Annotated in this window: 17 protein-coding genes and 2 rRNA genes (1 of these 19 cut by a window edge); 12 read left to right on the forward strand and 7 right to left on the reverse strand. The window is 36.7% G+C overall.

Translation table 11 applies throughout. The annotated features are described in order from the left end of the window. Window positions 1-100: 100 nt before the first annotated feature. From IGK21_RS01475 to treC, 3 genes are all read left to right on the forward strand, one after another. Window positions 101-802, forward strand: coding sequence for an ABC transporter ATP-binding protein (locus IGK21_RS01475; protein ID WP_010720230.1), 702 nt, complete (start codon window positions 101-103; stop codon window positions 800-802). A 9-nt stretch (window positions 803-811) separates the two neighbouring features. Next, complete coding sequence (locus tag IGK21_RS01480) at window positions 812-3,523, forward strand: ABC transporter permease (RefSeq protein ID WP_181914781.1); 2,712 nt, start codon at window positions 812-814, stop codon at window positions 3,521-3,523. Between the two features lie 269 nt (window positions 3,524-3,792). After that, on the forward strand, window positions 3,793-5,421 hold the full coding sequence (treC, locus tag IGK21_RS01485; protein ID WP_181914782.1) for an alpha,alpha-phosphotrehalase: 1,629 nt from the start codon (window positions 3,793-3,795) through the stop codon (window positions 5,419-5,421). 546 nt (window positions 5,422-5,967) lie between these two features. Here the strand turns inward: treC and IGK21_RS01490 are convergent. Then, complete coding sequence (locus IGK21_RS01490) at window positions 5,968-6,384, reverse strand: hypothetical protein (protein WP_229065685.1); 417 nt, start codon at window positions 6,382-6,384, stop codon at window positions 5,968-5,970. A 485-nt stretch (window positions 6,385-6,869) separates the two neighbouring features. On the opposite strand from IGK21_RS01490, the gene IGK21_RS01495 reads away from it, so the two are divergent. Both IGK21_RS01495 and IGK21_RS01500 read left to right on the forward strand, forming a co-directional pair. Beyond that, window positions 6,870-10,268, forward strand: a complete 3,399-nt coding sequence (locus IGK21_RS01495; protein WP_438718809.1) for a BspA family leucine-rich repeat surface protein — start codon at window positions 6,870-6,872, stop codon at window positions 10,266-10,268. A 368-nt stretch (window positions 10,269-10,636) separates the two neighbouring features. Continuing rightward, window positions 10,637-10,777 (forward strand): hypothetical protein, encoded by a 141-nt coding sequence (locus tag IGK21_RS01500; protein ID WP_161298828.1) that lies wholly within the window; start codon window positions 10,637-10,639, stop codon window positions 10,775-10,777. A 167-nt stretch (window positions 10,778-10,944) separates the two neighbouring features. Here IGK21_RS01500 and IGK21_RS01505 read toward each other — a convergent pair whose 3' ends face one another. Next, window positions 10,945-11,049 (reverse strand): putative holin-like toxin, encoded by a 105-nt coding sequence (locus IGK21_RS01505; RefSeq protein ID WP_223603620.1) that lies wholly within the window; start codon window positions 11,047-11,049, stop codon window positions 10,945-10,947. Between the two features lie 597 nt (window positions 11,050-11,646). Next, entirely contained in the window at window positions 11,647-12,834 is a 1,188-nt protein-coding gene (locus IGK21_RS01510) for an AI-2E family transporter (RefSeq protein WP_010720222.1), read from the reverse strand. A gap of 294 nt (window positions 12,835-13,128) precedes the next feature. Between IGK21_RS01510 and IGK21_RS01515 the strand changes: the two genes are divergently transcribed. Beyond that, entirely contained in the window at window positions 13,129-14,646 is a 1,518-nt protein-coding gene (locus IGK21_RS01515; RefSeq protein WP_181918529.1) for a zinc ABC transporter substrate-binding protein AdcA, read from the forward strand. A 104-nt stretch (window positions 14,647-14,750) separates the two neighbouring features. Here the strand turns inward: IGK21_RS01515 and IGK21_RS01520 are convergent, their stop codons facing one another. The 3 genes from IGK21_RS01520 to IGK21_RS01530 form a co-directional block, all read right to left on the reverse strand. Next, window positions 14,751-15,479, reverse strand: coding sequence for a LytR/AlgR family response regulator transcription factor (locus tag IGK21_RS01520; RefSeq protein ID WP_010720220.1), 729 nt, complete (start codon window positions 15,477-15,479; stop codon window positions 14,751-14,753). Between the two features lie 12 nt (window positions 15,480-15,491). After that, entirely contained in the window at window positions 15,492-16,769 is a 1,278-nt protein-coding gene (locus tag IGK21_RS01525) for a sensor histidine kinase (RefSeq protein WP_010736951.1), read from the reverse strand. A 140-nt stretch (window positions 16,770-16,909) separates the two neighbouring features. After that, window positions 16,910-17,512 carry an accessory gene regulator B family protein gene (locus IGK21_RS01530; protein ID WP_010736952.1) on the reverse strand — a complete coding sequence of 201 codons (603 nt, stop codon included), beginning with the start codon at window positions 17,510-17,512 and terminating at the stop codon, window positions 16,910-16,912. Window positions 17,513-17,772: 260 nt separating this feature from the next. On the opposite strand from IGK21_RS01530, the gene IGK21_RS01535 reads away from it, so the two are divergent. Continuing rightward, on the forward strand, window positions 17,773-18,003 hold the full coding sequence (locus IGK21_RS01535; RefSeq protein WP_010720217.1) for a hypothetical protein: 231 nt from the start codon (window positions 17,773-17,775) through the stop codon (window positions 18,001-18,003). 126 nt (window positions 18,004-18,129) lie between these two features. Here IGK21_RS01535 and IGK21_RS01540 read toward each other — a convergent pair whose 3' ends face one another. Beyond that, window positions 18,130-18,819, reverse strand: coding sequence for a YoaK family protein (locus IGK21_RS01540; protein ID WP_096708504.1), 690 nt, complete (start codon window positions 18,817-18,819; stop codon window positions 18,130-18,132). A gap of 177 nt (window positions 18,820-18,996) precedes the next feature. Between IGK21_RS01540 and IGK21_RS01545 the strand changes: the two genes are divergently transcribed. The 5 genes from IGK21_RS01545 to IGK21_RS01565 form a co-directional block, all read left to right on the forward strand. Then, a complete protein-coding gene (locus IGK21_RS01545) occupies window positions 18,997-21,201 on the forward strand; it encodes an ATP-dependent helicase (RefSeq protein ID WP_034699220.1) in 2,205 nt (734 codons plus the stop codon). Between the two features lie 228 nt (window positions 21,202-21,429). Beyond that, window positions 21,430-21,834: a Spx/MgsR family RNA polymerase-binding regulatory protein gene (locus tag IGK21_RS01550; protein WP_010720214.1), complete on the forward strand. Its 405-nt coding sequence runs from the start codon at window positions 21,430-21,432 to the stop codon at window positions 21,832-21,834. Window positions 21,835-21,855: 21 nt separating this feature from the next. Further along, window positions 21,856-22,206 (forward strand): Spx/MgsR family RNA polymerase-binding regulatory protein, encoded by a 351-nt coding sequence (locus IGK21_RS01555; RefSeq protein WP_010720213.1) that lies wholly within the window; start codon window positions 21,856-21,858, stop codon window positions 22,204-22,206. Between the two features lie 1,349 nt (window positions 22,207-23,555). Beyond that, a 16S ribosomal RNA gene (locus tag IGK21_RS01560) occupies window positions 23,556-25,115 on the forward strand. Window positions 25,116-25,347: 232 nt separating this feature from the next. Continuing rightward, a 23S ribosomal RNA gene (locus IGK21_RS01565) occupies window positions 25,348-25,863 on the forward strand (it continues 2,398 nt past the right edge of the window). The 16S and 23S rRNA genes sit together here, the layout of an rRNA operon.

Here is a 25,863-nt window from a genome sequence, read left to right on the forward strand (position 1 = left end):
GTCAATGAATCGTCTATCAAATCTTTAGTCTGATTCATTTCAATGGTAAAATAAAAAGTAGCGACTTTATTCGTAAAGAGATGGAGATGAGAGAAGAAGGATGAGCTATGTAGAAGTAATCAACGAATGTAAACGGTACAAAATGGGAGAAACAACGATTACCGCAAATGATAATATTTCATTTGCGATCAAAAAAGGAGAACTAGTCATTATACTTGGTCCAAGTGGTGCAGGGAAGTCAACTGTTCTTAATATATTAGGCGGGATGGATAAGCCAGATGAAGGGCAAATCATCATTGATCAGACAGACATCGCTCAGTTCAACGATAAACAATTGACCGCCTATCGTCGAACAGATGTCGGATTTGTATTTCAATTTTATAATTTGGTACCGAATTTAACAGCAAAAGAAAATGTCGAGTTGGCAACAGAAGTTTCACCAGATGCGTTAGATCCAGTGGAGGTATTGACACAAGTAGGTCTGGCACATCGGCTGGACAATTTTCCTTCACAGCTTTCAGGAGGAGAACAGCAGCGTGTTTCCATTGCTCGAGCATTAGCAAAAAATCCGAAATTACTTCTATGTGATGAACCAACAGGTGCGTTGGATTTTGAAACAGGGAAACAGGTGTTGAAGTTATTACAAAATGCGAGTAGAGAACATGGAAATACGGTGTTGATCATTACTCATAATTCTGCCTTAGCACCGATTGCTGATCGTGTCATCCATATCAACGATGCGAAAGTCCGTTCGATTGAAACAAACGATCATCCTTCAACCATTGATGAGATTGTGTGGTAAGGAGGGGCTATGAAAACAAAAACATATCTTAAAGCAAGTGCTAGAGAAATCAAACAATCGAAAGGCAGATTTATTGCCATTGTATTGATCATTTTGCTAGGGACCTTGTTATTCGTAGGCGTTAAAACGGCGGGGCCGGTTATGCAAAAAACGATGGATCACTATGTTGAAAAAGGCAATCTATCGGATTTACAAATCATTTCAACTGGTGGTTTAACGGAACAAGACGTAACTAGAGCCGAAAAAATCCCTGATGCACAACTGGAAACGGGAAAACAATTTTATTATTCCAGCTCAAGTAAAAACGAAGTTGTGCAAGTTTTTTCTTATAAAAAATCAAATAAACAAAACCTTTTAGAAGTAGTAGATGGGCATTTACCAAAGAATAAAGACGAACTCGTACTAGATGAAAAAGCAAAAAGTCTAGGCTATAAAATAGGCGAAACGTATACGATCGATTCTGACAACGTGAAAAAGAAAGACTATCAAATTGTTGGATTTGTACGATCGCCACTTTTCATCAATAATTTAGAACGTGGTTTTGCCAATGTCGGGAACGGCACAATCGATTATTTTGTTTATTTACCTGAAACAGAATTTAACACAGACACTCAATCGGTTATTTACTTAACGTTTAAAAATGTTTCATCCTTTGATACTTATAGTAAAGAATATCGGGACAAAATGGCACAAAACCAAAAAAGCGTGGAGAAACTTTTCCAAGATCGACCAGCTGCACGTTTAACTGAACTAAGGGAACAAGCTAAGGAGTCTTTACAACCAGAAAAAGAAAAGGTGAGTGCTGGTCAAGAACAAATTAGTCTGGCACAAAGTCAATTGGCAGCTGCCAGAGCCCAACTAGAGCAACAACGTTCAATGCTCGAACAATTGCCTGAAGTACAACGAACAGTAGCAACTAATGAACTAGCTACGCAAGAAGCACAGCTAGCTGAGCAAGAAAAGCAAGTCGCTGAACAACAAGAAAAACTGAATGATGCACAGGCCCAAATTACCGAAAATGAAGAAAAGATCAATCGTTTGGAAAAACCAACCTATCGTTTCCAAGAGCGTTCCGATAATGTGGGCTTTCAAGAATTTGGTGATTTAGCTGAACGGATCGCAGCCATTGCTAATGTTTTTCCTGTTTTCTTCTTCTTTATTGCAGCATTGATCACTTTTACGACGATGACACGGATGGTCGAAGAAAACCGACGAGAAATCGGTACGTTGAAAGCATTAGGCTATACTAAATTTGAAATTGCAAAAAAATATGCTATTTATGCAAGTTTAGCTTCTGGTCTAGGAATTATTTTAGGAACCGTCTTAGGAACCAATCTATTACCAAGAATTATTTTTGAACTATCGAATGAACGCTATGATATCGGATCAGCAGTCATTTTTTATGATTGGTCTCCGATTTTACAAGCGGCAGTGGCGTTTTTTATCGCTGCATTTGGTGCAGCGATGATTGTCTTATTCAAAGATTTAAGAGAAAGACCGGCAGCTTTATTACAACCCAAAGCGCCAAAACCAGGCAAAAGAATATTATTGGAATATATCACACCACTGTGGTCAAGATTAAGCTTTAATCAGAAAATCAGTTATCGAAATCTGTTCCGTTATAAATCCAGAATGTTTATGGCAATCGTTGGGATTGCTGGTTGTGCTGGTTTAATGGTAGCAGGCGTAGGATTGAAAGACTCTTTAAGCTCTGTTTCTGATAAACAATTTGGCCCAATTACGAATTACCAAGCAATTGTCACTTTAGATGGAGAAACAGAAAACAGTGAAACAAAAGCAAAGGAACAGTTAGAATCCGATCCGAAAATTACTGATTTGCTAGCAGTAAACATGCAAACGATCGAGCTTCGGCAACAAGGACAAGCGACTCAAAGCGTTACGATGATCATACCGGAAACGTCAAAAGGTCTATCACCGTTTATTCACTTGATCTCATTAAAAGGACGTAACATGGAGTTGAATGATTCAGGAATCGTCCTCACACAAAAAGCTGCCGAACTGTTTGATGTATCTGAAGGAGACCGCCTTTCATTGTACACGGATGACCAAAAAGAGTTATCGGTTACGGTGAAAGCCATTGCTCAAAACTATTTAGGAAACTTTGTTTATATGAGCCCTGCCTATTATCAAAAAGTATCAGGAAACGAAGCTTCTACAAATGCTTATTTAGTTCAAGCTGACCCAATGTCTAAAAAACAAGAGAATGCTTTGTCAGAAAAGCTATTGGGAACCAATGCAGTAACAAATACATCATTTGTTTCGAAACAAATGGAAACCCAAGAAGAATCACTTGCGAACCTCGATTCAATCGTTGTGATTTTTGTCGTTTTATCAGGGCTGTTAGCGTTTATCGTGTTGTATAATTTAACCAATATCAATATTTCTGAACGAGTGCGGGAATTATCAACGATCAAAGTACTAGGCTTTTTTGATAAAGAAGTAACGATGTATATTGTGAGGGAGAATATTATTTTTACTTTAGTTGGTATTGTAGGTGGGTTTGGCATCGGCTACGTCCTAACTGACTTTATTTTACAACAGGCTTCAATGGAGACGGTGATCTTCCCCTTAGTGATCACTTGGAAAGCATATGCTCTTTCTGCTGTTTTGACTATTGAATTTACAGTTATCGTTATGATAGCGACCCACTTCAAGCTGAAAAATATCAATATGATTGATGCTTTGAAATCAAACGAATAAAAAAAGCTTCTTGCTAAAAGTTGAGTAGACTTTTGCAAGAAGTTTTTTTATTAGGTAACTGGTTGATGAAAAGAAAATTTGGTGTAGGGAAAATGATACGCAGGTTTTGTTATGCCAATTTGTTGGATGTGCGACAGTTTATAATGGGTGAGGTCTTCCTATTAGAGGACTTAGCTCTGTCCTTGATAAACGCTTCCTTTTCCTTTATAATAGGATTTGTAAACTTGTATATATAAGTTGGAATAATAGCTGATTGGAGGCGAATGAGGATGTCGTTTAATGAGAAAGTAGTTTATCAAATTTATCCTAAATCTTATCGTGATAGTAATGGTGACGGGATTGGCGATTTAAAAGGGATCAAAGAAAAATTACCTTATCTGCATGAACTAGGGGTCGATATGATTTGGTTGAACCCCATTTATCCGAGTCCACAAAAAGATAATGGCTATGATATTTCTGATTATGTAGCGATTGATCCACTATTTGGAACGATGGAAGAATTTGAAGAACTAGTCACACAAGCAAAGAGCTATAATATAGAGATTATGCTTGATATGGTTTTAAACCATGTCTCAATAGAACACGAATGGTTTCAAAAAGCTTTAGCTGGCGATCGTTTTTACCAAGATTTTTTTATTCTAAGAGATGAGCCAACCGATTGGGTATCTAAATTTGGTGGTAATGCATGGGCGCCTTTTGGAGATACGGATAAGTATTATTTACATCTCTATGATCAAACACAAGCAGATTTAAATTGGCGAAATGAAGCAGTGCAAACAGAGTTGTTCAAAGTTGTTCGTTTTTGGATGTCTAAAGGGGTCAAAGGCTTTCGCTTTGATGTAATCAACGTGATCGGGAAAGATGAAGAACTCAAAAATAATGCAGAGAACCAAGGAAAAGCAGAATATACTGACAAGCCGATTACTCATACGTATCTTCAACGATTAAATCGGGAAACTTTTGGTCAAGATCCAGAAATCATCACAGTTGGAGAAATGAGTTCAACGACGATTGAAAATTGTATTTTGTATACGGAACCAAGTCGGAATGAGCTTTCGATGGTGTTCAATTTTCATCATTTGAAGGTTGATTACGAAAATGGAAACAAATGGAGTACGCCACCTTTTGATTTTGAAGCTTTAAAAAGTCTGTTTCATACATGGGGCGAAGCGATGAGTAAAGGAAATGGCTGGAATGCGTTGTTCTTAAATAACCACGACCAGCCAAGAGCCCTCAACCGCTTTGTAGCAATTGATAAATACCGCACAGAAGGGGCTAAAATGTTAGCGACGATGATCCATTTGAATCGTGGGACGCCTTATATTTATATGGGGGAAGAAATTGGGATGATCGATCCAGACTTTCAGCATATCGATGATTACGTCGATGTAGAAAGTTTAAATGCTTACCAAGAAATGCTGAACCAATCCTTCTCGGAAGAAGAAGCTTTTCGGCGAATCAAGGCGAAATCCAGAGATAACGCTCGGACACCGATGCAATGGACAAGTGATGAAACAGCAGGCTTTACCACAGGAACACCTTGGTTAGGTTTAGCAGCAAATCATGAGGTCATCAATGTAGAACAAGAACGTACATCTGAACAATCGATTTTCGCATACTACAAAAAATTGATTCAATTGCGAAAACAATATCCTGTAATTGCATCAGGGGACTATCAAGCTTATGAACCCGATCATCCTCAAGTATACGGTTATTTAAGACAATTAGACGGACAAAAATTATTGGTTTTAACTAATTTTTACGAAAATGAAACGACCATAGCGATCCCAGAAGAATTTGCTAGTGCCCAACCGCTTATCAGCAATTATGCCAATACTCTTATCCAAGAGGAATTGACCCTAAGGCCTTATCAAGCGATCGCCCTGTTGATCCAGTAAATAAAAGATCAAGAGAAAAAAATTGGTAAACGATGAGCCGATAGTAACTGAGCATGATCTTTGTTTCTAAAGTAAAAAAAACTTTCATGAGATTGACAAATTACTGATGTCTTTATGAGCAACTGTTTTGAAAAAAACGATGAATCGGTTGCAGATAAAATTTTACACGAGATATTTCGAAAGAAGATTGTATTTTTAATGAACCATCAGCTGGTGGTAAAACATTCGACGCTTAATCCATGATTTATTGGATTAAGGTCGTTTTTATTTTGTCTAAAAACAAATGTGAGATAAGAAAAAAGAATTACGAAAAAATCGATTGAGTAAGGATAAAATTGATTATCGCAAATCAAAGAATATGATGGAAGCAATAACCATTTAATGTATGCTCTCATCTAAGAAAAAAGAGGATACAATATCATTAATAGACCTAGTGTAAGATGGACTATAAATCTTTTATTTGTATTTTGCATAAAACTTGCCTGAAGTTTTTCTGAAACCCAAACAAATTGTAATTCGTTTTTGGGATGGTCTATTAAATACTGTTTAAATATTTCGCGTTCCTTTTTTTTTGGATTTAATTAAGTAAAAACCTGTAACAGCACTGATGGTAAGGGCTATTCCCAAATAGGGAATTATATAATTCAAATTTTTAGGAACGTCTTCAATAGGGAAAAAGTAGTGAATAACACGTTCCAAAATAAAAAAGACAATAACATAAATGATAAATGAAAATTTTCTTTTTAGAGCAAAAGAAGGATCCTTTTTTTCATAATATTGTGAGATTGCTTTTTTTCGTTTCTTTTGTTCTTGTTCAGTTAGGTTTGGAAAAGTACGCTCTCTTTCTTGTTTATATAGAGCCATGATATCTGAATACTCCTGTTGGATCTGCCTGACTTTGTAGACTGTATAAATAAAACTACCATAATATATTAAAGTAAACATAAATTTAATTAAAAGCATTATTTAGTTCTCCTTAAAGACCTTTTTTTAATTATAGCAAACAACATTTGAAAGTAGCTTTAAAAATGTAATAAAAAAGAGAGTAGAGCAATAATCAGATTTTTTTCTGACTATTGTCCCACTCTCTTTTTCTTTTACCTATTAACCTTTACATAAAGCGTAACATGCAGGTGAAATATTTCTTCAGATGATAAGTAGTAGAAGAAGCTTGATTGATTTCCTCGATCAATGAAAGAAATATATATATAAACGTTATGGTAAATGATCAAAATTCAAGAATATTAATTGGGAATATTGAGCGTTTATGATTGCTTAGAACAAGTAAAATAAACGCTACAGGGGAGATAATCAATACGATTTTTTCAGCTTCGGTAACAAGACATTGGAAAGAGACATCAATTGAAAACAGGGGAAACACCTAAAGCTGATGAAGTGGTATTGACGAGAAAGTAATGATCAAAAATAAGAGCAAAAAAGGAGTAAATATGAGTAAGAAAAAATTAACAGCAAAACGTAAAAAACAGCTATTAACGATGTTTGCGGTGGCTGGGGTGATGGGAAATACCGGGATTGCACCAACGATGGCATTAGCGGATACTTTGACACAAACAGCTGAAACTGCTACTGAACAAACACAGGCGAATGAAGCAAAAGAAGTCATCGATCAAACGATACAAAACGTCACAGATCCGTTAGTAAACCCAACGGATTCAACCACTACAACTAGTGATTCATTAGCAACAACTGATGAAGCAACGGATGACACCCAAGACCAAGCAACAGCAGCGACTGCCGAAAGTGAAGGGGATGCAACTAATCCAACAGCTGAAGCGCCAAAAGTAGCGCAAAAAGCGAACGTGGCAGCAGCTTCTAAGATAACAGGAACATGGGGTACCAGTCCGTATACTTTTGATGAAAACACAGGAGTATTGACAATCGGAGCAGGTGAGTTAAGTGGCTATAAAGAATCGCCATGGTACGGAAACAAAAAAGTAGAACCTAAAGCCATCAAGAAAATAGTCTTGTCTGGGAAAGTAGTTGCTCCGAAAGATTCTGAACGCTTATTTTGTAATGTTAACTTTAATAATTTAACTGAAATCGAAGGGTTAAGTCAACTGGATACCAGCAACGTAACAAGTATGGTTTCTATGTTTAGCACTCTGAGCAGCTTAACAAGTTTAGATGTAAGTGGTTTTGATACCAGTAACGTAACAACTATGGAGAATATGTTTTACGATATAAGCAGCATAAAAAGTTTAGATGTAAGTGGCTTTGATACCAGTAACGTAACAAATATGAAGTCTATGTTTCAAAGTCTGAGCAGCTTAACAAGTTTAGATGTAAGTGGTTTTGATACCAATAAAGTAACAGATATGACTAAAATGTTTTCCGGTCTGAGCAGTGTAACAAGTTTAGATGTAAGTGGTTTTGATACCAGTAACGTAACAAATATGAGTAATATGTTTTCCGGTCTGAGCAACTTAACAAGTTTAGATGTAAGTAGTTTTGATACCAGTAATGTAACAACTATGGGTTACATGTTTGGCGATATGAGTAACATAACAAGTTTAGATGTAAGTGGTTTTGATACCAGTAACGTAACAACTATGAGTAATATGTTTTACAATATGAAGAGTGTAACAAGTTTAGATGTAAGTAGTTTTGATACCAGTAATGTAACAACTATGTTTGCTATGTTTGCCGGTATGAGCAGCGTAACAAGTCTAGATGTAAGTAGTTTTGATACCAGTAAAGTAACAACTATGAGTTACATGTTTGACGATATGAGTAACATAACAAGTTTAGATGTAAGTGGTTTTGATACCAGTAAAGTAACAACTATGAGTTATATGTTTGCTGATACTTCACCTAAGAAATTAATTCTAGGAGACACATTTAAATTTGTAGAAAAAAATGGAAGCTACGCAGGGCTTACTTCTGCTTGGAAGCGAGAAGATGGCAAAGGAAAGGCTTATACAGCAAAAGATTTCATGAAAAACTATGGCACCGGTGACTTGACTGCTGGCACGTACGTTTCTGCTACGGGATTGTGGGGTACCAGTCCGTATAATTTTGATGAAAACACAGGGACATTGACGATCGAAGCAGGTGAATTAAGTGGCTATGAAGAATCACCATGGAACAGCGGAACAGTCGATATTGAAGCAATCAAAAAAATTGTCTTGTCTGGAAAAGTAGTTGCTCCAGAAAATTCTTTTTTATTATTTAGTGGAAATACCTCGGCTGACAAACCTACGAATGTAACTGAAATCGAAGGGTTAAGTCAACTGGATACCAGTAACGTAACAGATATGAGTAAAATGTTTAAAGGTATGAGTAGCATAACAAGTCTAGATGTAAGTGGCTTTGATACCAGTAAAGTAACAAATATGCAACATATGTTTTCCGGTATGAGCAGCGTAACAAGTCTAGATGTAAGTGGCTTTGATACCAGTAACGTAACAGATATGGCTAATATGTTTCGTGGTATGAGCAGTGTAACAAGTTTAGATGTAAGTGGTTTTGATACCAGTAATGTAACAACTATGGAGAATATGTTTTACAATATAAGCAGCGTAACAAGTCTAGATTTAAGTGTTTTTGATACTAGTAACGTAACAACTATGCAGGATATGTTTAAGGACACACCTCTTGCTAAATTAACACTAGGCGATCACTTTAAAGCGGTTGGAGACACTGGTTTATCAGCACCGAAAGCATTGAACGATGGAGATCAGCTGACAGGAAATTGGATTCGTGAAGATGGTCAGTCCAAAGGCTATTCACCTGCTGACTTTATGACAAATTACGGCACTGGGGATTTAACGGCAGGAACTTATGTGGCAGAACTAGTGAAAAGTGAGTTGAAACCACAAGAATATCATGTAGGAGATGTCAATATCACTGGAACCTACACAGGGGATATGTCTCTCGGCCGATTAACCGTTAATGGCAAAGTTGTTAGCTGGGGCGGTAGCTTCAAAGATGGTCAGTTCAGCTATTATGTCGGTGTTGGAAAATTAAAAGTCGGCGACAAAGTCGTATTAGATGGCTACAACAAAGAGAAGGAATTGATAGATTCAAAAGAGATTGAAGTGATTTCCGAATCTTCAGGATCAATTGATCAGGTGGACACTTATAAGCTAGGTGATTCAACCATTACTGGATCTTATACGGGGGATATCCATAAAGGAAAACTAGTAGTGAACGGAGAAGTCGTTAGTTGGGGCGGAACCTATAAAGATGGTAAGTTTAGCTATTATGTGAACTCTCAAATCATCAAAGCAGGGGATCAAGCAACGATTCAAGGCTATGATAAATTTGATACACCACTAGGTGATCCACAACCGGTAACTATAGGAGAACAACTGGGTCAATTAACAGAAGCCCATCGTGTGGGAATCAGTACAGTGATCGAAGGAAACTACACAGGCGATGTTTACCAAGGAATCTTATTGGTCAATGGTGAAAAAGTTAGTCAAGGCGGTAGCTTCAAAGATGGCAAGTTCAGTTATTATGTAGGAAACCTTAAAGTGTCAGAAGACGATCAGGTAGTCTTGATGGGTGCCAACAATCGAGGACAACAAATTCCAGGATCAGAGATTGATGTCACTATTCAAACACCAACAGCTGAAATCAACGAATTGACTTATAAACTTGGCACACAAACGATCAAAGGAGCCTATGGTTCTGATACCCAGGTCCACCAAGGACACTTGTTTGTCAATGGTAAACTGATCAGTAAAGGTGGGAGCTTTAAGGATGGGGCAATCAGTTATTATGTGAAGCCAGACCTAATCAAAGCTGATGATCAAGTAACAATGAATTTCTATGATGGCAGTGGCAACTTATTGGCTGAAAACCAAACAGTTTCTGTAAACTAAGGAAAAATAAATTTATGTAAGTCTAAAAACTGGGGCATTGATTAGAAAAAATCTGATCAATGTCTCAGTTTTCTTGATTTAAGATACGCTCAAAATTAAAACAGGTTGAGCTAAATGATGAATACCGGAATGTGTACAGAGGTTTATATTTTGTGTCAAATAAAATTAAAAATTTATGCCATTTCAAAAGAAAAGTGACACACAAAAAATACATTATATCAGGGATTTCTTCTTTTTTAAACTTGTGAACTTAGCTGTTTTTCCCTTTCTATTCTTACTTTTTAGTTTAAAAATATCTATTGTCATTGTGTCGCTCAAATCTCCATTTTCTGGACATTAATATCTAAAAATAAATATGATGTGAAATTATGCGTTACTTAGTGTTGTGTAGTAATCACACTGATCAACCTGCCAAGATTCCAATCACAACCACCTTTGAACAACATGAAACAACGATGACTAATAACAGTGGATTTAACGCTTCACAAAATCCATTGGATGGACAATGATATTAGCAATGATGATTTCCCATTCTGATTGTAAAAGATCAATAAAGTTGATATAATGAATACGAAAAGAGGAGTTGCGCTAACAACTCCTTAACAGCACCGTTTAAGACGGTGACCAGTTTAATATTATTTTTGAAAAATAATCGTCGACCGGCTAAAGCTGACGGTTATTTTTTTTGATTGTTGTTTACAACTGCCAAGATTCCAAAAATGATTGTTGCGATTAAAGAACCGAAACCAATCATTAATCCTAACGCCGTTTCAACAGGCAAAAGGCTTCTCCTTTCTGTAAGATTTTGGAAGTACGCACATACGCACCACCTCACTTTCAATCGGATAGCCACCGTCACAAACTTTACTGTCTTGATTATTATTAGCATATCTAAAATCGATTAAAAATTCTCGATTTTAGTTGTTTTTTCTATAATTTTAGCGAGGTGATCGTGATGGAATAATCTATTGTTTTACTCGGTAAAATTCAGGAAATCAAGACACAGCCATTGCTTGTGCGATTTACATTACCAATGAGCCCTGAACCAATCAATCAGTGGTCAATATAGAAATAACGGATAAATTGCTTATTTTGGAAGAAGGCAATTATACTATTTCAGTAACAGGTCACTTCAATAAACGGAATCACTTAGTCATTGAATCGATATAAATTAAAAACCCCAATCATTTTATGCGATTGATGAGCATACAAAAGAAGAGCTGCACTCCTAAATGTGGATTGCAGCTCTTGTTGTTTTACATAGAAACAGGAACAAAGGTCTGTTTAGTAGAGACTGGGACAATAGTCTTCTTCAGTAAGAAAAATAAACTTGATCGTCCTAGTCCCTCGTTTTTTTGAGAGATGTTCCAGACTTTCTTTACTCTTTTTCAAAGTAGTCTTTTTCCGAAAATTCTGCTTTTTGGTAGACACCCTGATCGCCATAATACTTGTTGTAGCGTTGTTTGAACTTTTTAAAAGTAAAGACAACCAATAATTTGATCAATGTGTAGATGGGGATCCCAAAAATTACACCCATGAGTCCTAGTAAATCACCCATCACTAATAAAACAATCAAAATAGTGATTGGATGGACTTGAAGGCGATTGCCCATAACTCGAGGGATAACTAAGTCCCCATGAAGTAATTGAACGATGAACCAGACCAAAACAAACTTAATTGCCATGAATGTCGAATCTTGGAAAGCAATAAACAATCCAGGAAAGAAGGCAATAAATGGTCCAATGTAAGGAATGATACATAAAATCCCAGCTGCGATTGCTAGTATGCTTGCAAATTCTAAGCCGATCAATAAAAATGTGACCCAATAAACAGCTCCTAAGATGAAAGAAGCAATGATTTGCCCTTTTAAGAAATCACCTAATTGTTGATTGGCGATTTTAGTCAATGTGCGAAAATCTGTACGGAACTTGGGTGGTACGATCCCTAACACAGCTTGATAAAATTTCTGAGGATCTCTTAATAAGAAGAACGCAATGATTGGACCAGTAAACAATGTAATAAAGGTAGATGTTACTGCTGAAAAGATATTCCCGATACTTTGTGCGCCACTTTCCCAATAATCGCCAATAAACGAGGCAAAATTAGACGTCCAATCATCAATCGATGAAAAGAATTGATCGAATGTGTCCGCAAAAGGTGTTTGCGCTAGGAAGTTTTTCAAAGTTTGTATAAAATCGTTGAACAAATCAGGAAAACTAGTCATTAGTGTTTTGGCTTGTTGCTCCAAGAAAGGAACTAACCAAACACTCCCTAAGCCGATCAAAAATAAAATAATGACATAAACGATAGTAACAGATAAATTTCTAGATAGTTTTCGGCTCAAACGTTTGATCAACGGGTCTAGTAAATAATATAAAACTAACGCAAATAGTACTGGGGCGAGTGTCGTCGCAAAAATCACGAAAAATGGTTTAAAAATAAAACCGATCTGCTGAAAAAAGTAGATCACTAAAGCTAACATAATCAACAACCCTAATACATAATAAGAAGTCGTTCCTCCTAGAAAACGTATCAGACGTGACTGATCTTTAGAATTATTCTTCAATTTATTACTCCTTTCAATGTACTAAATCGCTCTAAGTTCAAGATAAAAGTAAAAGGAAATTGTTTTTTACCTATCAGGAACGTCAAGCTGATTTATCTTATTATAGTCGGAACTAGTGACAAAAAGAAAATGATACTGTTCAGAAATGGCTAGAAAATAAAAAGAAATAGTTTTAAGAAAACGCTTGACTATTTATTTAGCGATATGATAAATTAAATCCTGTTGATAAAGCGTAAAGGTTACGATTTGGTAACTTTAATCGTAAAATGAAAGAAGATGAAGGAGTGCCGTCAAATGAAGCGTTTGGTTTATTTATTAGGGATAGTAGCTACTGTTTGTATACTTGCCAGTTGTGGCAATCAACAAGAAGCCGCGAACAAAAAAGAAAAATTGCAGGTGATGACGACTTTTTATCCAATGTATGATTTCACGAAAGAAGTAGTGGGAGATGAAGGAGAAGTTGAGTTATTGATTCCTGCTGGGACAGATTCACACGACTATGAGCCGTCAGCAAAAGATATGGCAAAAATTCAAAATGCGGATGTCTTTGTCTATAACAACGAAAATATGGAAACCTGGGTACCAGCAATCCAAAACACATTGAAAGAGGGGAGTGTGTTAGCAGTCAAAGCGACTGAAGGGATGTTGTTGTTACCGGGTAGTGAAGAAGGACATGACCATAGTCATGGCGAAGCAGGGTATTCTCATGAATTAGACCCGCATGTTTGGTTAGCTCCAAGTTTAGCAATGAAACAAGTAAAAAGTATAAGGGATCAACTGATCACAAAATACCCCGATAAAAAAGAAGCCTTTACTAAAAATGCGGAGAATTATTTAGAAAAATTACAAGAACTTCATCAGAGTTATCAGGATACCTTAAGTAAAGCAAAACAAAAATCTTTTGTTACCCAACATGCCGCATTCAACTATTTGGCATTGGAGTATGGACTGAATCAAGTGTCAATAGCTGGCTTATCCTCAAGTGAGGAACCTTCAGCCGCAAGAATAGCTGAATTAAAACAGTTTGTAAAAGATCATGGAATCAAATATATTTATTTCGAAGAAAATGCTAAAGACAGTATCGCTAGAACTCTAGCAAATGAAGCCGGCGTTTCTTTGGCTGTCTTGAATCCTCTAGAAGGTTTAACGAAAGAACAACTTGCAAATGGTGAAAACTATGTAACCATAATGAAAGAAAACCTCAAGACGTTACAAAAAACGACAGATACAGTGAATCCACTGGAAGCCACACTGAAACCAGAAAAAGAAAAAAATGTATATAATGGTTACTTTGAAGATTCAGCTGTGAAAGACCGCAAATTGTCCGATTGGAAAGGGCAATGGCAAACGGTCGATAACTATTTAGCTGATGGAACCTTAGATCCCGTATTTGAGTATAAGGCAAAAATCGATCCAAAAAAATCAGCAAAAGAGTACAAAGATTATTATACCGTCGGGTACCAGACAGATGTCGAAAAGATCAAGATTGACGGAGATCGAATGGCATTTACTTTTAAAAATGGTGAGACGAAGCAATCATCTTACCGATATGCAGGTAAAAGAGTTTTGAATTACGCTGCAGGAAATCGAGGCGTACGCTACTTATTTGAAGCAGTAGAGCCAGAAAGTGGCGCTTATCGATATGTACAATTCAGTGATCATTCGATTGCACCAACAGATTCGGAACATTTTCATATCTATTTAGGGAATGAAAGTCAAGAAAGTTTACTGGCAGAAATGGATCATTGGCCAACTTTTTATCCAGTGGAGATGAGTGGGCAAGAAATTGCGCAAGAAATGCTGTTACATTAAACTACAAAATAAGAACAAGAAAAGATAAATAAGAAAAAATGAGCAAAACAAACAGACGAGTTTTGCTCATTTTTTTTGTTTGTTTTTGGGGAGAAGTCTGAGATTTACGAGATCAATTTTTTTAAACCACGTACAGAAGCCGGAATCACTTCGCCATTTGCTAACGTGATTTCACGAGTTTTTTTGTTGATCGTACGGACATTTTGAGTATTGATCACGTATGATTTATGGCAGCGGATAAAATGACGGTTCATTTTCTCTATTTCTTTGATTTTATCATAGAACTGCATTTGCGCATGAGTCAAATGAACCTCTAATTTATGTGGCGTTCCTGGGGAAGTAGAGAAATACTGGATATCTTTGATCGGAAGAAATTTTATTTCATCGTTAAATTCGATTTTAAAAATATCTTTTTGTAAAGGAGTCGCTTTGACATCTTCAAAGATCTTACTTAAAATACGTTCCACATTTTCTTTTAAATCAAAAATATCTTCTTTGATAATATAATCAGTCGGTTCAATATTACTCTTTAAGATAGACATTGAAAGATCCGTATGAGAAGTAACATAAATAATTTTTCCTAAAGGATCTAGATCTCTTACGCGTTTTCCGATCATAATACCATCTAGATCGCTATCTTTTAATTCAATGTCTAAAAAATAAATACCAAAAGATGAGGTTCGTACTCTAGCTGCTTGAAGAAGTTCAATTGGATCAGAAGTGGCGATATGGACATAACTATCCAAATTCTCAATCATAATTCGATTTTTGATCACTGCTGAAATTACTTCCAACTGTTTCGTGTCATCTTCGCAAATATAAATTGGAATCATACGAATACTCCTTTATTTTGTTTGTATATAGATTGTCTGAGAAAAACGTTGATTCTCAATAGATGTCTCTAAAAAGATATAAGGATTGGCCTTTGACAGCTCATCCAAAATGAATAAACCGAGTCCTTCGTTTTTAGGATCTTTTTTTGTTGAAAAACCTTTTTGTTTTAATTGATTTAACGGAAGTGTATTCATCGTTGTATTGATGACACGAATAATCACTGAGTTTTTCTTTTTTAAAACAAAGAGTTCAATTTTCTTCTTTTTAGTAATTAAAGCTCCTTCAATCGCATTATCTAAAATAATACCTAACATTCGGACGATGTTTACTGTGTGTTTTTTCTTTAAAGTGATCTCTTCTGGAATAACAAGATGCACGGATAATCCTTTTTCTTGTGCCATCATTAATTTCAAAGACAATAAGCTTCTTATTTCAGGAATTTTTATGTTATCTAACAGACTAAGGTTTGCTGGGAAAAGATCCATCATTTGACGAGTGGGTAAGATATTTTGATTGTAGTACTTACGTAATCCCTCTAGGTCACCTTCAGCAAGATAACTATTCATTGAAAAAAGCAAGTTTTGATAATCATGCTTGAATTCTCTAAGGTCTTGATAGTTTTTTTCTAGATCACGGATGTAATCTTGTTGCATTTGCATACGCTGTTCTAACAATTGGTCTGCCATTTTTCTCTTTGAAATTTTCCAATAATAAATGAGGATAAACAGCCCGCCACAGAGATAAAGAATGAAAAAGCCAGTGTTGATAGTTAAAATTTGGGGAGTCTCGCCAGAAAAACGTGTATAAAAGATAACGATATAATAGGTAAATAACATCAACGCGCCAACGGTTCCAATCATTCGGCGATCCAACCCATGGAAATTTTCTAAGGCTTTTTTAAAGGCTAAAGCAAGTAAGATCGATAACGTCGCAGAAATGACGATATGAATATACTGCAAGGAATCTCCTGGTTCAATGACAGCAGATTTCAAAATAAAAAAATCGCTGATGCTCGTCAAATGGTCTCCTAAAAGCGAAGTAAGCAATCCCCAAGGAAGAGCATAAACCAGTTTTTGCGGGGAAGTAGAAAAGAAGAAGAATGTTAGCATCAGCATACCTATAGCAAATAAAGCAGTAAATATCCCAAATAAAGGATACATAAAACCTAACAAGACACAAGAGATTAAAATAGTGGTAACGAATAAGTATTTCTTTTTAATTTGGTGTTCAATGAGTAATACACAAATTGTGTAAATTAAATATTGCAAGGCTATGGACCACAAAAATATAAAGTACAGCTCCCATTGATTTTTACCAGATTATAGCATATTTATTGAATTATTTTTTTAATTTTTCAGGGATTTTAAACTCTGAACTCATACCAAAGCAGCATCCAGACACAAAGAAGTCAGACAAATTAGTAAGTTGTTTAATGATTGTTTTTTTCATAGAAAATTCCTCCAAGATTCATTATATAATTCGTAATTGGAAGCAGCGTAGCTATTTCTAAAATAATCCCGAGAAGCAAGTAAGTAGAAAAGTAAGAATTAGCGAAAAATAAAATAGTTATTGCAAATAGAAGAAACATGAAAATTGCTTTTTTTAACAGTGGTGGGCGTTTTTCAGGTTCAATGGGATTGATTGCTGTACCTTTTGATCCATAGCGAAGCAACAATAAGAAACAGATGATCAATGAAATGACCTTCAGTGGGGAAGAGATGGTCACATCAAAGTGTTTCATTAAGAGGGGAACGCCCCACAAATAAAGCAAAGTCCATAGTAAACAAACAAATTCAGAATCAGAATGAAGTCCGTAAGCATAGCGACGGATACAAATATAAGAAAGAAAGGTCAATCCTGTTTCGACCCAAGAACCGGTTATTAAAGAAAATACTAAAACAACGGCCAATTTGCCAAGGTTATTCATTAATACATCAAGGGCAAATTTTACTTGGAGATAAACCATTTCATCTTCTATTTTTTCACCACTGAATAATGTGTCTAATATTCTATTTACAACTTTATTTTTCATCCAACGTACCTCCAATAACGATTTTATTCTAAATTTGTTAAAAATAGTGTTTCGATTCATAAAAGGTTGTTTTGACATCAAAACCGTAAAAAAAAGATCAAAAAATTCAGTTAGATCTTTCTTTTTTGAGTATTTTATAAATGGCAGATAAAAAAAGTGAACGGTTTTGACATGAAAAGGGCTTTTTATGATTTTTATGTGTTCTCTGCCTAGAAGTGTGTTAAAAATTGATTGACTTAAAAAATATTGGAGGAACTATCATGGGGAATGAACAAGTAATGGAGAAAATGGATGAGCAATTATTTGAAGTTGGTGAAACAGGTGCTTTTGTTTCAGATTTATTTGAAGCGCCTATCAAAGGAGAAATTGAAAAAGTTTATGAAAACAGCGTGATGATCCGGGTCATCAAATGTGCAGTAGAAGATAATGAGACTGCCGACAGTTTGCATTGGCAACTTGTTGTTCGAAAATCAAGTGCGATAATGGAATGAATAAAAATAAACATAAACACAACAAATAGGCTGAGGTACTGTCCGAGTATCCTGTAAATCAGTCTATTTGTTGTGTTTTAGTATAGTGATTTTTTTAGTTGGTCATTAAAGTGAACACGCTTGTCCTTATTTTTTGGATAAGACTATATGACGTTGGTAAAATTTCCATACTTGAATGCTTTGAACAATTGCTATGATTAAAAATAAAACAGCCACTAATAAAATAGCAAAATGCCCAAATAAATGGTGGCAAAAAACGAGAACGCCTGCGCCACTGATAAAAGCCAGAACAACTGTCAGAAAATGGAAAAAACGATCGAACGCTGCTTTTTCTTTTGTGACAAGAGAATCGTATAAGTTAGTAGCAACTCCTTTTAGATTCCCCGTAGTAAAAAGATTAGTATAAGCTCGTCCATCGATTTTATCAAAAGCGACCCATTGAATAGCTGCTGTAAATGCAATCATGATAGTTACGATGGCTGGGTGGATACTGATTGGAGTCAGACTGACTAAGAAAAAGATAATTGCTTCGTAGTAAAGAACATACAAACGCCAATAGTGTTTTTCTTTCTTTTTGAAATAATCAATCAAAAATTTTGTCAGTAATATCCCTAAAAAAAAGAAGACAGTAGAAAGAACTTTTTTTCCAACGCTAATCCATTCACCATCGAAAGCTTGGATGATTGCTAAGACAATATTACCCGTTTGTGCTGAAGCAAATGCGTTATATTGAATATATGTATAACTGTCCATTGCGCCACCGATAAAGGATAATAAAAGTCCGATTGTCCGTCCTTCATGAAATGAAGTACTCATTTATATTCACCTTCAAATTAATATATTTGTCTTTTTTATTCTATCATATTGGTTATATGTTTTTGATATTTTATAGATAATTTTCAGAAAAGATCAGTGTTTGCTAAAGTCATTTTAATTTTTAGAAAGGTCTGTTAGTATAAAAGAAAAATATTGACCATTTATATATAGAAAGATGTGAAAACAATCAATCAAGGGAATGAAAAAGAAATACTTCGCTTACAAAGAGAAATCAGTCATTGGGAAAAAAGATATGAGAAGCTCCAACAAATTTTCCGGATGCAAGAAGAGATCATTGCAAGCTATGAAGCAGCTTATGGTGAAGCACCTGGGCTGATTGAGGAAGAAAAAGAAACGAATAATAGTCATTCATTTTTCGATATGATGGAAAAGCGCTCCTACAATCGTTTTAATTACGAGCAAAAAGCAGCGATTACTTACAATATGGAAAAAAATCTAAGGATCATTGCAGGAGCGGGAAGTGGGAAGACCCAAACAATTTGTGCAAAAGCTGTCTATTTAATGACTGAAAATCAGGTAGATGAGCAACGGATATTGATGATCACTTTTACGAGAAATGCTGCGAATGAATTGAAAAAGCGAGTAGATAATTTTAGCCAACGAAAGACCAATGTTCATATAGGAACTTTTCATAGTATCTTTTTTCGTTTGTACAATGATATTTGTCGCCAATTCCCAGAAGTAGTCACTGAAGGGATACAGGGAGAATTTTCAAAAGAGACCTCATACAAAGTCAGTGGACTAATCCAACAACTTATTCGTAAGTATAATTTATACGCTTTTGATCAATATGGAGAAAAAAATTTGGCGGCACGTCTTGATTATTGGCAGAATATGAACTTATCAATAGAAGAAACGCGAGTGTTGATAAAAGAAAACTTTGACTTTATTGAACCGAATGCAACTATGCCGATTTCCGAAAGAATGACCCACTTCATGCGAGAACTGCAAGCACAAAAGAAAGAGCAACATCTTTTTGAATTCAATGATGTTCTAAGTAATTTAAAACAAGCCTTGCAGAACGAAGAAATCAGAAACTTCGTGGGACAAAAATATGATTATTTATTTATTGATGAATTTCAAGACACGAATCCTTTACAGTGGGAAATTGTTCGCCTGATCACGAAGGAAACACCAATGAAACTTATTGTGGTCGGTGACGATGATCAAAGTATCTATGGGTTTCGAGGTTCGGAACCTTCTTATATTAAAAATTTTGACCAAGAGTACGCAACGAAGACGCTTTTTTTATTAACCAACTATCGTTCACGTGCCACCATTGTTCAAGGAGCGAATCGCTTAATTACTTTTAATAAAAATGATCGTATCCAAAAAGCAATGATTCCAGCTAAGAAAGAGGCGGGGATTATGCAGGCGCTAGCTTTTGATGACATACAAGCTGAAAGTCGCTGGATCATTGAACAAATCAAAACATTGATTAAACATAAAGGAAAATACAAAGAATCAATCGTTTTATATCGGTCGTTAACGCAAACCCAGCAATTAGTCCAAGACTTGTTACAGACGGATATCCCCTTTGTACTAGAAGCAGATGGCCCATACGAAGGGATATTTGGGATAAAACTATTTCAACAGTTCTATCAAAGGATCCTTTACTGGCAAAATGCAACTACTTATCAAAAAAAGACACAGGGTTATCAACAAGTACTCTATCAGTTAATGATTAATTGCTATTTCAAGAAGGCTGAATGTGAGGACTATTTTTCCCAACGAAATAAAGTAACAGATATTGTGGAATATATCCTTTCTGTAAAGCCGCATTTAAAAACAAAAGAAAAAGAGATTCATCGGTTTGTAAAGGACCTTCATACTTTTGATAAAAATGGCGGAAAAGGTTTTGATCGTTTAATTCAAAGCTACCTTAAATTAAGTCGACCAACTAAAGAAATAGACGGTAGTGAGCGTGAATGGTTGTTAGGAACGCTCAAACAATTTCCAACATTAGAAAAAATCAACCATTTAGAAAAAGACATCCAAGCAGTTGCGAAACAACTAAAAACTCGTTTAATCGCTTACAGACAAGGGAAACTTGATGCTTTATGCATTCAAAGTATTCATAGAAGTAAAGGCTTAAGCTATCGCAATGTTTTTTTAGTTGGTTGTAATGAAGGAGCTATTCCTTACAATGGTGCCTCTGATAAAGCAGCCATTAGTTTGGATAAGGTCAAGGCAGAGCATGTGACAACAGTCGAAGAAGAACGCCGTCTTTTTTATGTAGCAATGACCCGAGCAAGGAATCGTCTCTATTTGTGTATACCTTTGATGAAGGGGACGAGAAAATTGAAAACTTCTAGATTTATTAGAGAAACAGGTTGTAAAATTAAAAAAATACATGTTTAATCACATAAAAAACGATATTATTAGGTAAAAAATACTAATAATGTCGTTTTTTTTATGTGTTTTTCTTCTTTTTTTTATACAAAATAAATTAATTTTTTTCATATAAACACAGGATTAAAAGGGTTTAATAGCAAAAAAGAATAAATTTTCTGAATTTTAATAGCTAATAATTGGTGTTTTTTATAACTTTCAGTTAGAATGGGATTATAATTAAAAAGGAGTGAGAGAATGATAAAAGTATATACTTCCCCTAGCTGTACTTCTTGTAGAAAGGCAAGAGCATGGTTGCAAGAAAATCGTTTAGATTTTGAAGAAAAAAATATTTTTGCAGAGCCGATATCAGAAAATGAAATACGTGAAATTTTAGCAGCCACTAACGGAGGCGTTGAAGACATTATCTCTACTCGCTCAAAAATATACGAAAAATTAGCTATTGACTTCAACGAGCTCACATTAAAGCAAATGATCGTCCTTTTTAAACAATATCCTTCTTTACTAAGACGTCCGATCTTAATTGATGAAAAAAGAATATTGATCGGTTTTAATGAAGATGAAATTCGTTCGTTTGTTCCAAGAGAAATTCGTTCAGTTGCAAGAAGAATGATTTATATGCAAAACAGTATCTTCAGTTAAATTTAAAAAAGGAGGAATCTTGTGAAGGTATACGGGTCGGCGCATTGTGTGACGTGTCTAAAAGCAAAGCAGTGGTTAGAAGAACATCATCTCTCTTATCAGTTTATTGATTTAGATCAGAGAGAGCTAACCGTTAAGGAAGCAAAAGAATTGTGTGGGTTTGAGAATGTTCACGCGGAACGACTGTTCGCCACTTGGTCACAAGGTTTCAAAAATCTGGAAATTGATTTATCTACTATTAATGAACAACAATTGATTGTTTTGTGTAGAACACATGGAGAACTAATCAGACGTCCGCTGATTATTTTTGATAATGTTTTATTTGTTGGGTTTAATGAGGAATTAATGGAGAAATTAATTGCAAGCCAATAAATACAGGATGACCTCAGTGGCAAAAAAACGAAATAGTCGGTTAGAGGAGATGGATGGCTATTCATTTCCTTTTTTTGTGAGTGATCTTTTCTAAAAGAAACTTGTCTCGGTCTCTTTTATTATCTCTAAAAACGAATAAACGGTGTTCAAAGAGCTGACCTTCGGCGATAAGTCAAAAAATCTCAAAACATGAGGAGCTGTTTCGAGATTTTCATCCTTAACGCTTAGGTCAAGACACTCTTTTCACAACCTCTTGCTAAACGGCGTTCAAGAAGCAACTCCTCAACAATAAGCGAGGATTTTCTAAAATATGAGGAGCTATTTTAAAAAATCCTCGCTTATTCGCTCGGAGCTAAACGCTTCTTTCACAGCCTCTTGCTAAACGGTGTTCAAACATCAGCTCCTTGAAATAAGCCTGAATTTTTCAAAACATGAGAAGCTGTTTCAAAAAATTCTTTCTTATTGTCATCAGAGCTACCCGATGTTTTCACGACCTCTGATTCACGGTGTTCAAAGAGCTGACCTTCGGCGATAAGTCAAAAAATCTCAAAACATGAGGAACTGTTTCGAGATTTTCATCCTTAATGCTTAGGTCAAGACACTCTTTTCACAACCTCATTGATCAACGGGAAAACGATGAACGTTCATCAATGGGGCAACCGTGTGGAGTAACCAAAGATGTCATAAATGGACAACAGCTGAAAGAAGTCTTACAGTTCGATTATCTGGATAGCCAGAATCAGTAGAATGACTATGGCTTATTTAATATAGAAAAGCTGAAACTTGAAGTATAACCTATACCAAAGGTTTAAATACTTATTGACATGTGTAAAATTACATGATATATTCTTTTTTGTTGTTTTTAGTTACTCGTTTTAAAAAAATGAAGTAATAAAAAAGATTCAAAAAGTTCTTGACGTGTGAGTTATCACATGATAAGATAACTGAGTCGTTAAAAACCGACAGCTTATGAAGCTTGATTTCATCGAAAAAAACTTCAAAAAAGTTATTGACAAATAACAAACGATGAGTTATGATAAATGAGTTGCTGAAACACTTCTGAAAAACGAAGTCAAAAAAACTTTTAAAAAATAGTTGACAAACAAACGTCGATCTGTTATGATATAAAAGTTACTACGGCAATATCGAATGATTAATCGCTAGCTCGTTAAGAAGTTTCAACTTTAAATCAAGTAGCATTAATCAAGTAGACCTTTGAAAACTGAACAAAGCAAAGACAAACCAAATGTGTAGGGCGTCTTGATTGATTCAAGACAACAAACATTTTTAACAAGCAAGCAATATGCTAGCAAACAATTGAGCTTAACAATCGCAAGATTGTTCGAACTTTTTATGAGAGTTTGATCCTGGCTCAGGACGAACGCTGGCGGCGTGCCTAATACATGCAAGTCGAACGCTTCTTTTTCCACCGGAGCTTGCTCCACCGGAAAAAGAGGAGTGGCGAACGGGTGAGTAACACGTGGGTAACCTGCCCATCAGAAGGGGATAACACTTGGAAACAGGTGCTAATACCGTATAACAATCGAAACCGCATGGTTTTGATTTGAAAGGCGCTTTCGGGTGTCGCTGATGGATGGACCCGCGGTGCATTAGCTAGTTGGTGAGGTAACGGCTCACCAAGGCGACGATGCATAGCCGACCTGAGAGGGTGATCGGCCACATTGGGACTGAGACACGGCCCAAACTCCTACGGGAGGCAGCAGTAGGGAATCTTCGGCAATGGACGAAAGTCTGACCGAGCAACGCCGCGTGAGTGAAGAAGGTTTTCGGATCGTAAAACTCTGTTGTTAGAGAAGAACAAGGATGAGAGTAACTGTTCATCCCTTGACGGTATCTAACCAGAAAGCCACGGCTAACTACGTGCCAGCAGCCGCGGTAATACGTAGGTGGCAAGCGTTGTCCGGATTTATTGGGCGTAAAGCGAGCGCAGGCGGTTTCTTAAGTCTGATGTGAAAGCCCCCGGCTCAACCGGGGAGGGTCATTGGAAACTGGGAGACTTGAGTGCAGAAGAGGAGAGTGGAATTCCATGTGTAGCGGTGAAATGCGTAGATATATGGAGGAACACCAGTGGCGAAGGCGGCTCTCTGGTCTGTAACTGACGCTGAGGCTCGAAAGCGTGGGGAGCAAACAGGATTAGATACCCTGGTAGTCCACGCCGTAAACGATGAGTGCTAAGTGTTGGAGGGTTTCCGCCCTTCAGTGCTGCAGCTAACGCATTAAGCACTCCGCCTGGGGAGTACGACCGCAAGGTTGAAACTCAAAGGAATTGACGGGGGCCCGCACAAGCGGTGGAGCATGTGGTTTAATTCGAAGCAACGCGAAGAACCTTACCAGGTCTTGACATCCTTTGACCACTCTAGAGATAGAGCTTCCCCTTCGGGGGCAAAGTGACAGGTGGTGCATGGTTGTCGTCAGCTCGTGTCGTGAGATGTTGGGTTAAGTCCCGCAACGAGCGCAACCCTTATTGTTAGTTGCCATCATTTAGTTGGGCACTCTAGCAAGACTGCCGGTGACAAACCGGAGGAAGGTGGGGATGACGTCAAATCATCATGCCCCTTATGACCTGGGCTACACACGTGCTACAATGGGAAGTACAACGAGTCGCAAAGTCGCGAGGCTAAGCTAATCTCTTAAAGCTTCTCTCAGTTCGGATTGTAGGCTGCAACTCGCCTACATGAAGCCGGAATCGCTAGTAATCGCGGATCAGCACGCCGCGGTGAATACGTTCCCGGGCCTTGTACACACCGCCCGTCACACCACGAGAGTTTGTAACACCCGAAGTCGGTGAGGTAACCTTTTGGAGCCAGCCGCCTAAGGTGGGATAGATGATTGGGGTGAAGTCGTAACAAGGTAGCCGTATCGGAAGGTGCGGCTGGATCACCTCCTTTCTAAGGAATATTACGGAGACTACACTGTTTGTTTTTCACTTTGTTCAGTTTTGAGAGGTTTACTCTCAAAGAGATATTTTTGTTCATTGAAAACTGGATATTTGAAGTAAATTAGTAATACAAACCGAGAACACCGCGTTGAATGAGTTTTTTAATAAGTTCAATTGCTTATTTTCTTGATTGGACTTCTATCGCTAGAAGAAAGATCAAAACCCAACCGCAAGGTTGATAAGGTTAAGTGAATAAGGGCGCACGGTGGATGCCTTGGCACTAGGAGCCGATGAAGGACGGGACTAACACCGATATGCTTTGGGGAGCTGTACGTAAGCTATGATCCAGAGATTTCCGAATGGGGGAACCCAGCATCTTTTATAGGATGTTACGTTTGCGTGAATACATAGCGCATTCGAGGTAGACGCAGAGAACTGAAACATCTAAGTACCTGCAGGAAGAGAAAGAAAATTCGATTCCCTGAGTAGCGGCGAGCGAAACGGGAAAAGCCCAAACCAATGAGCTTGCTCATTGGGGTTGTAGGACTCCGATATGGTAGTTCTTTCAGATAATCGAATGACTTGGAAAAGTCAGTCAAAGAGGGTAAAAACCCCGTAGATGAAATTTGGAAGGCACCTAGGAGGATCCTGAGTACGGCGGAACACGAGGAATTCCGTCGGAATCCGGGAGGACCATCTCCCAAGGCTAAATACTCCCTAGTGACCGATAGTGAACCAGTACCGTGAGGGAAAGGTGA

The organism is Enterococcus sp. DIV1421a, assembly GCF_051711025.1.
GTDB classification, from domain to species: domain Bacteria; phylum Bacillota; class Bacilli; order Lactobacillales; family Enterococcaceae; genus Enterococcus_B; species Enterococcus_B hirae.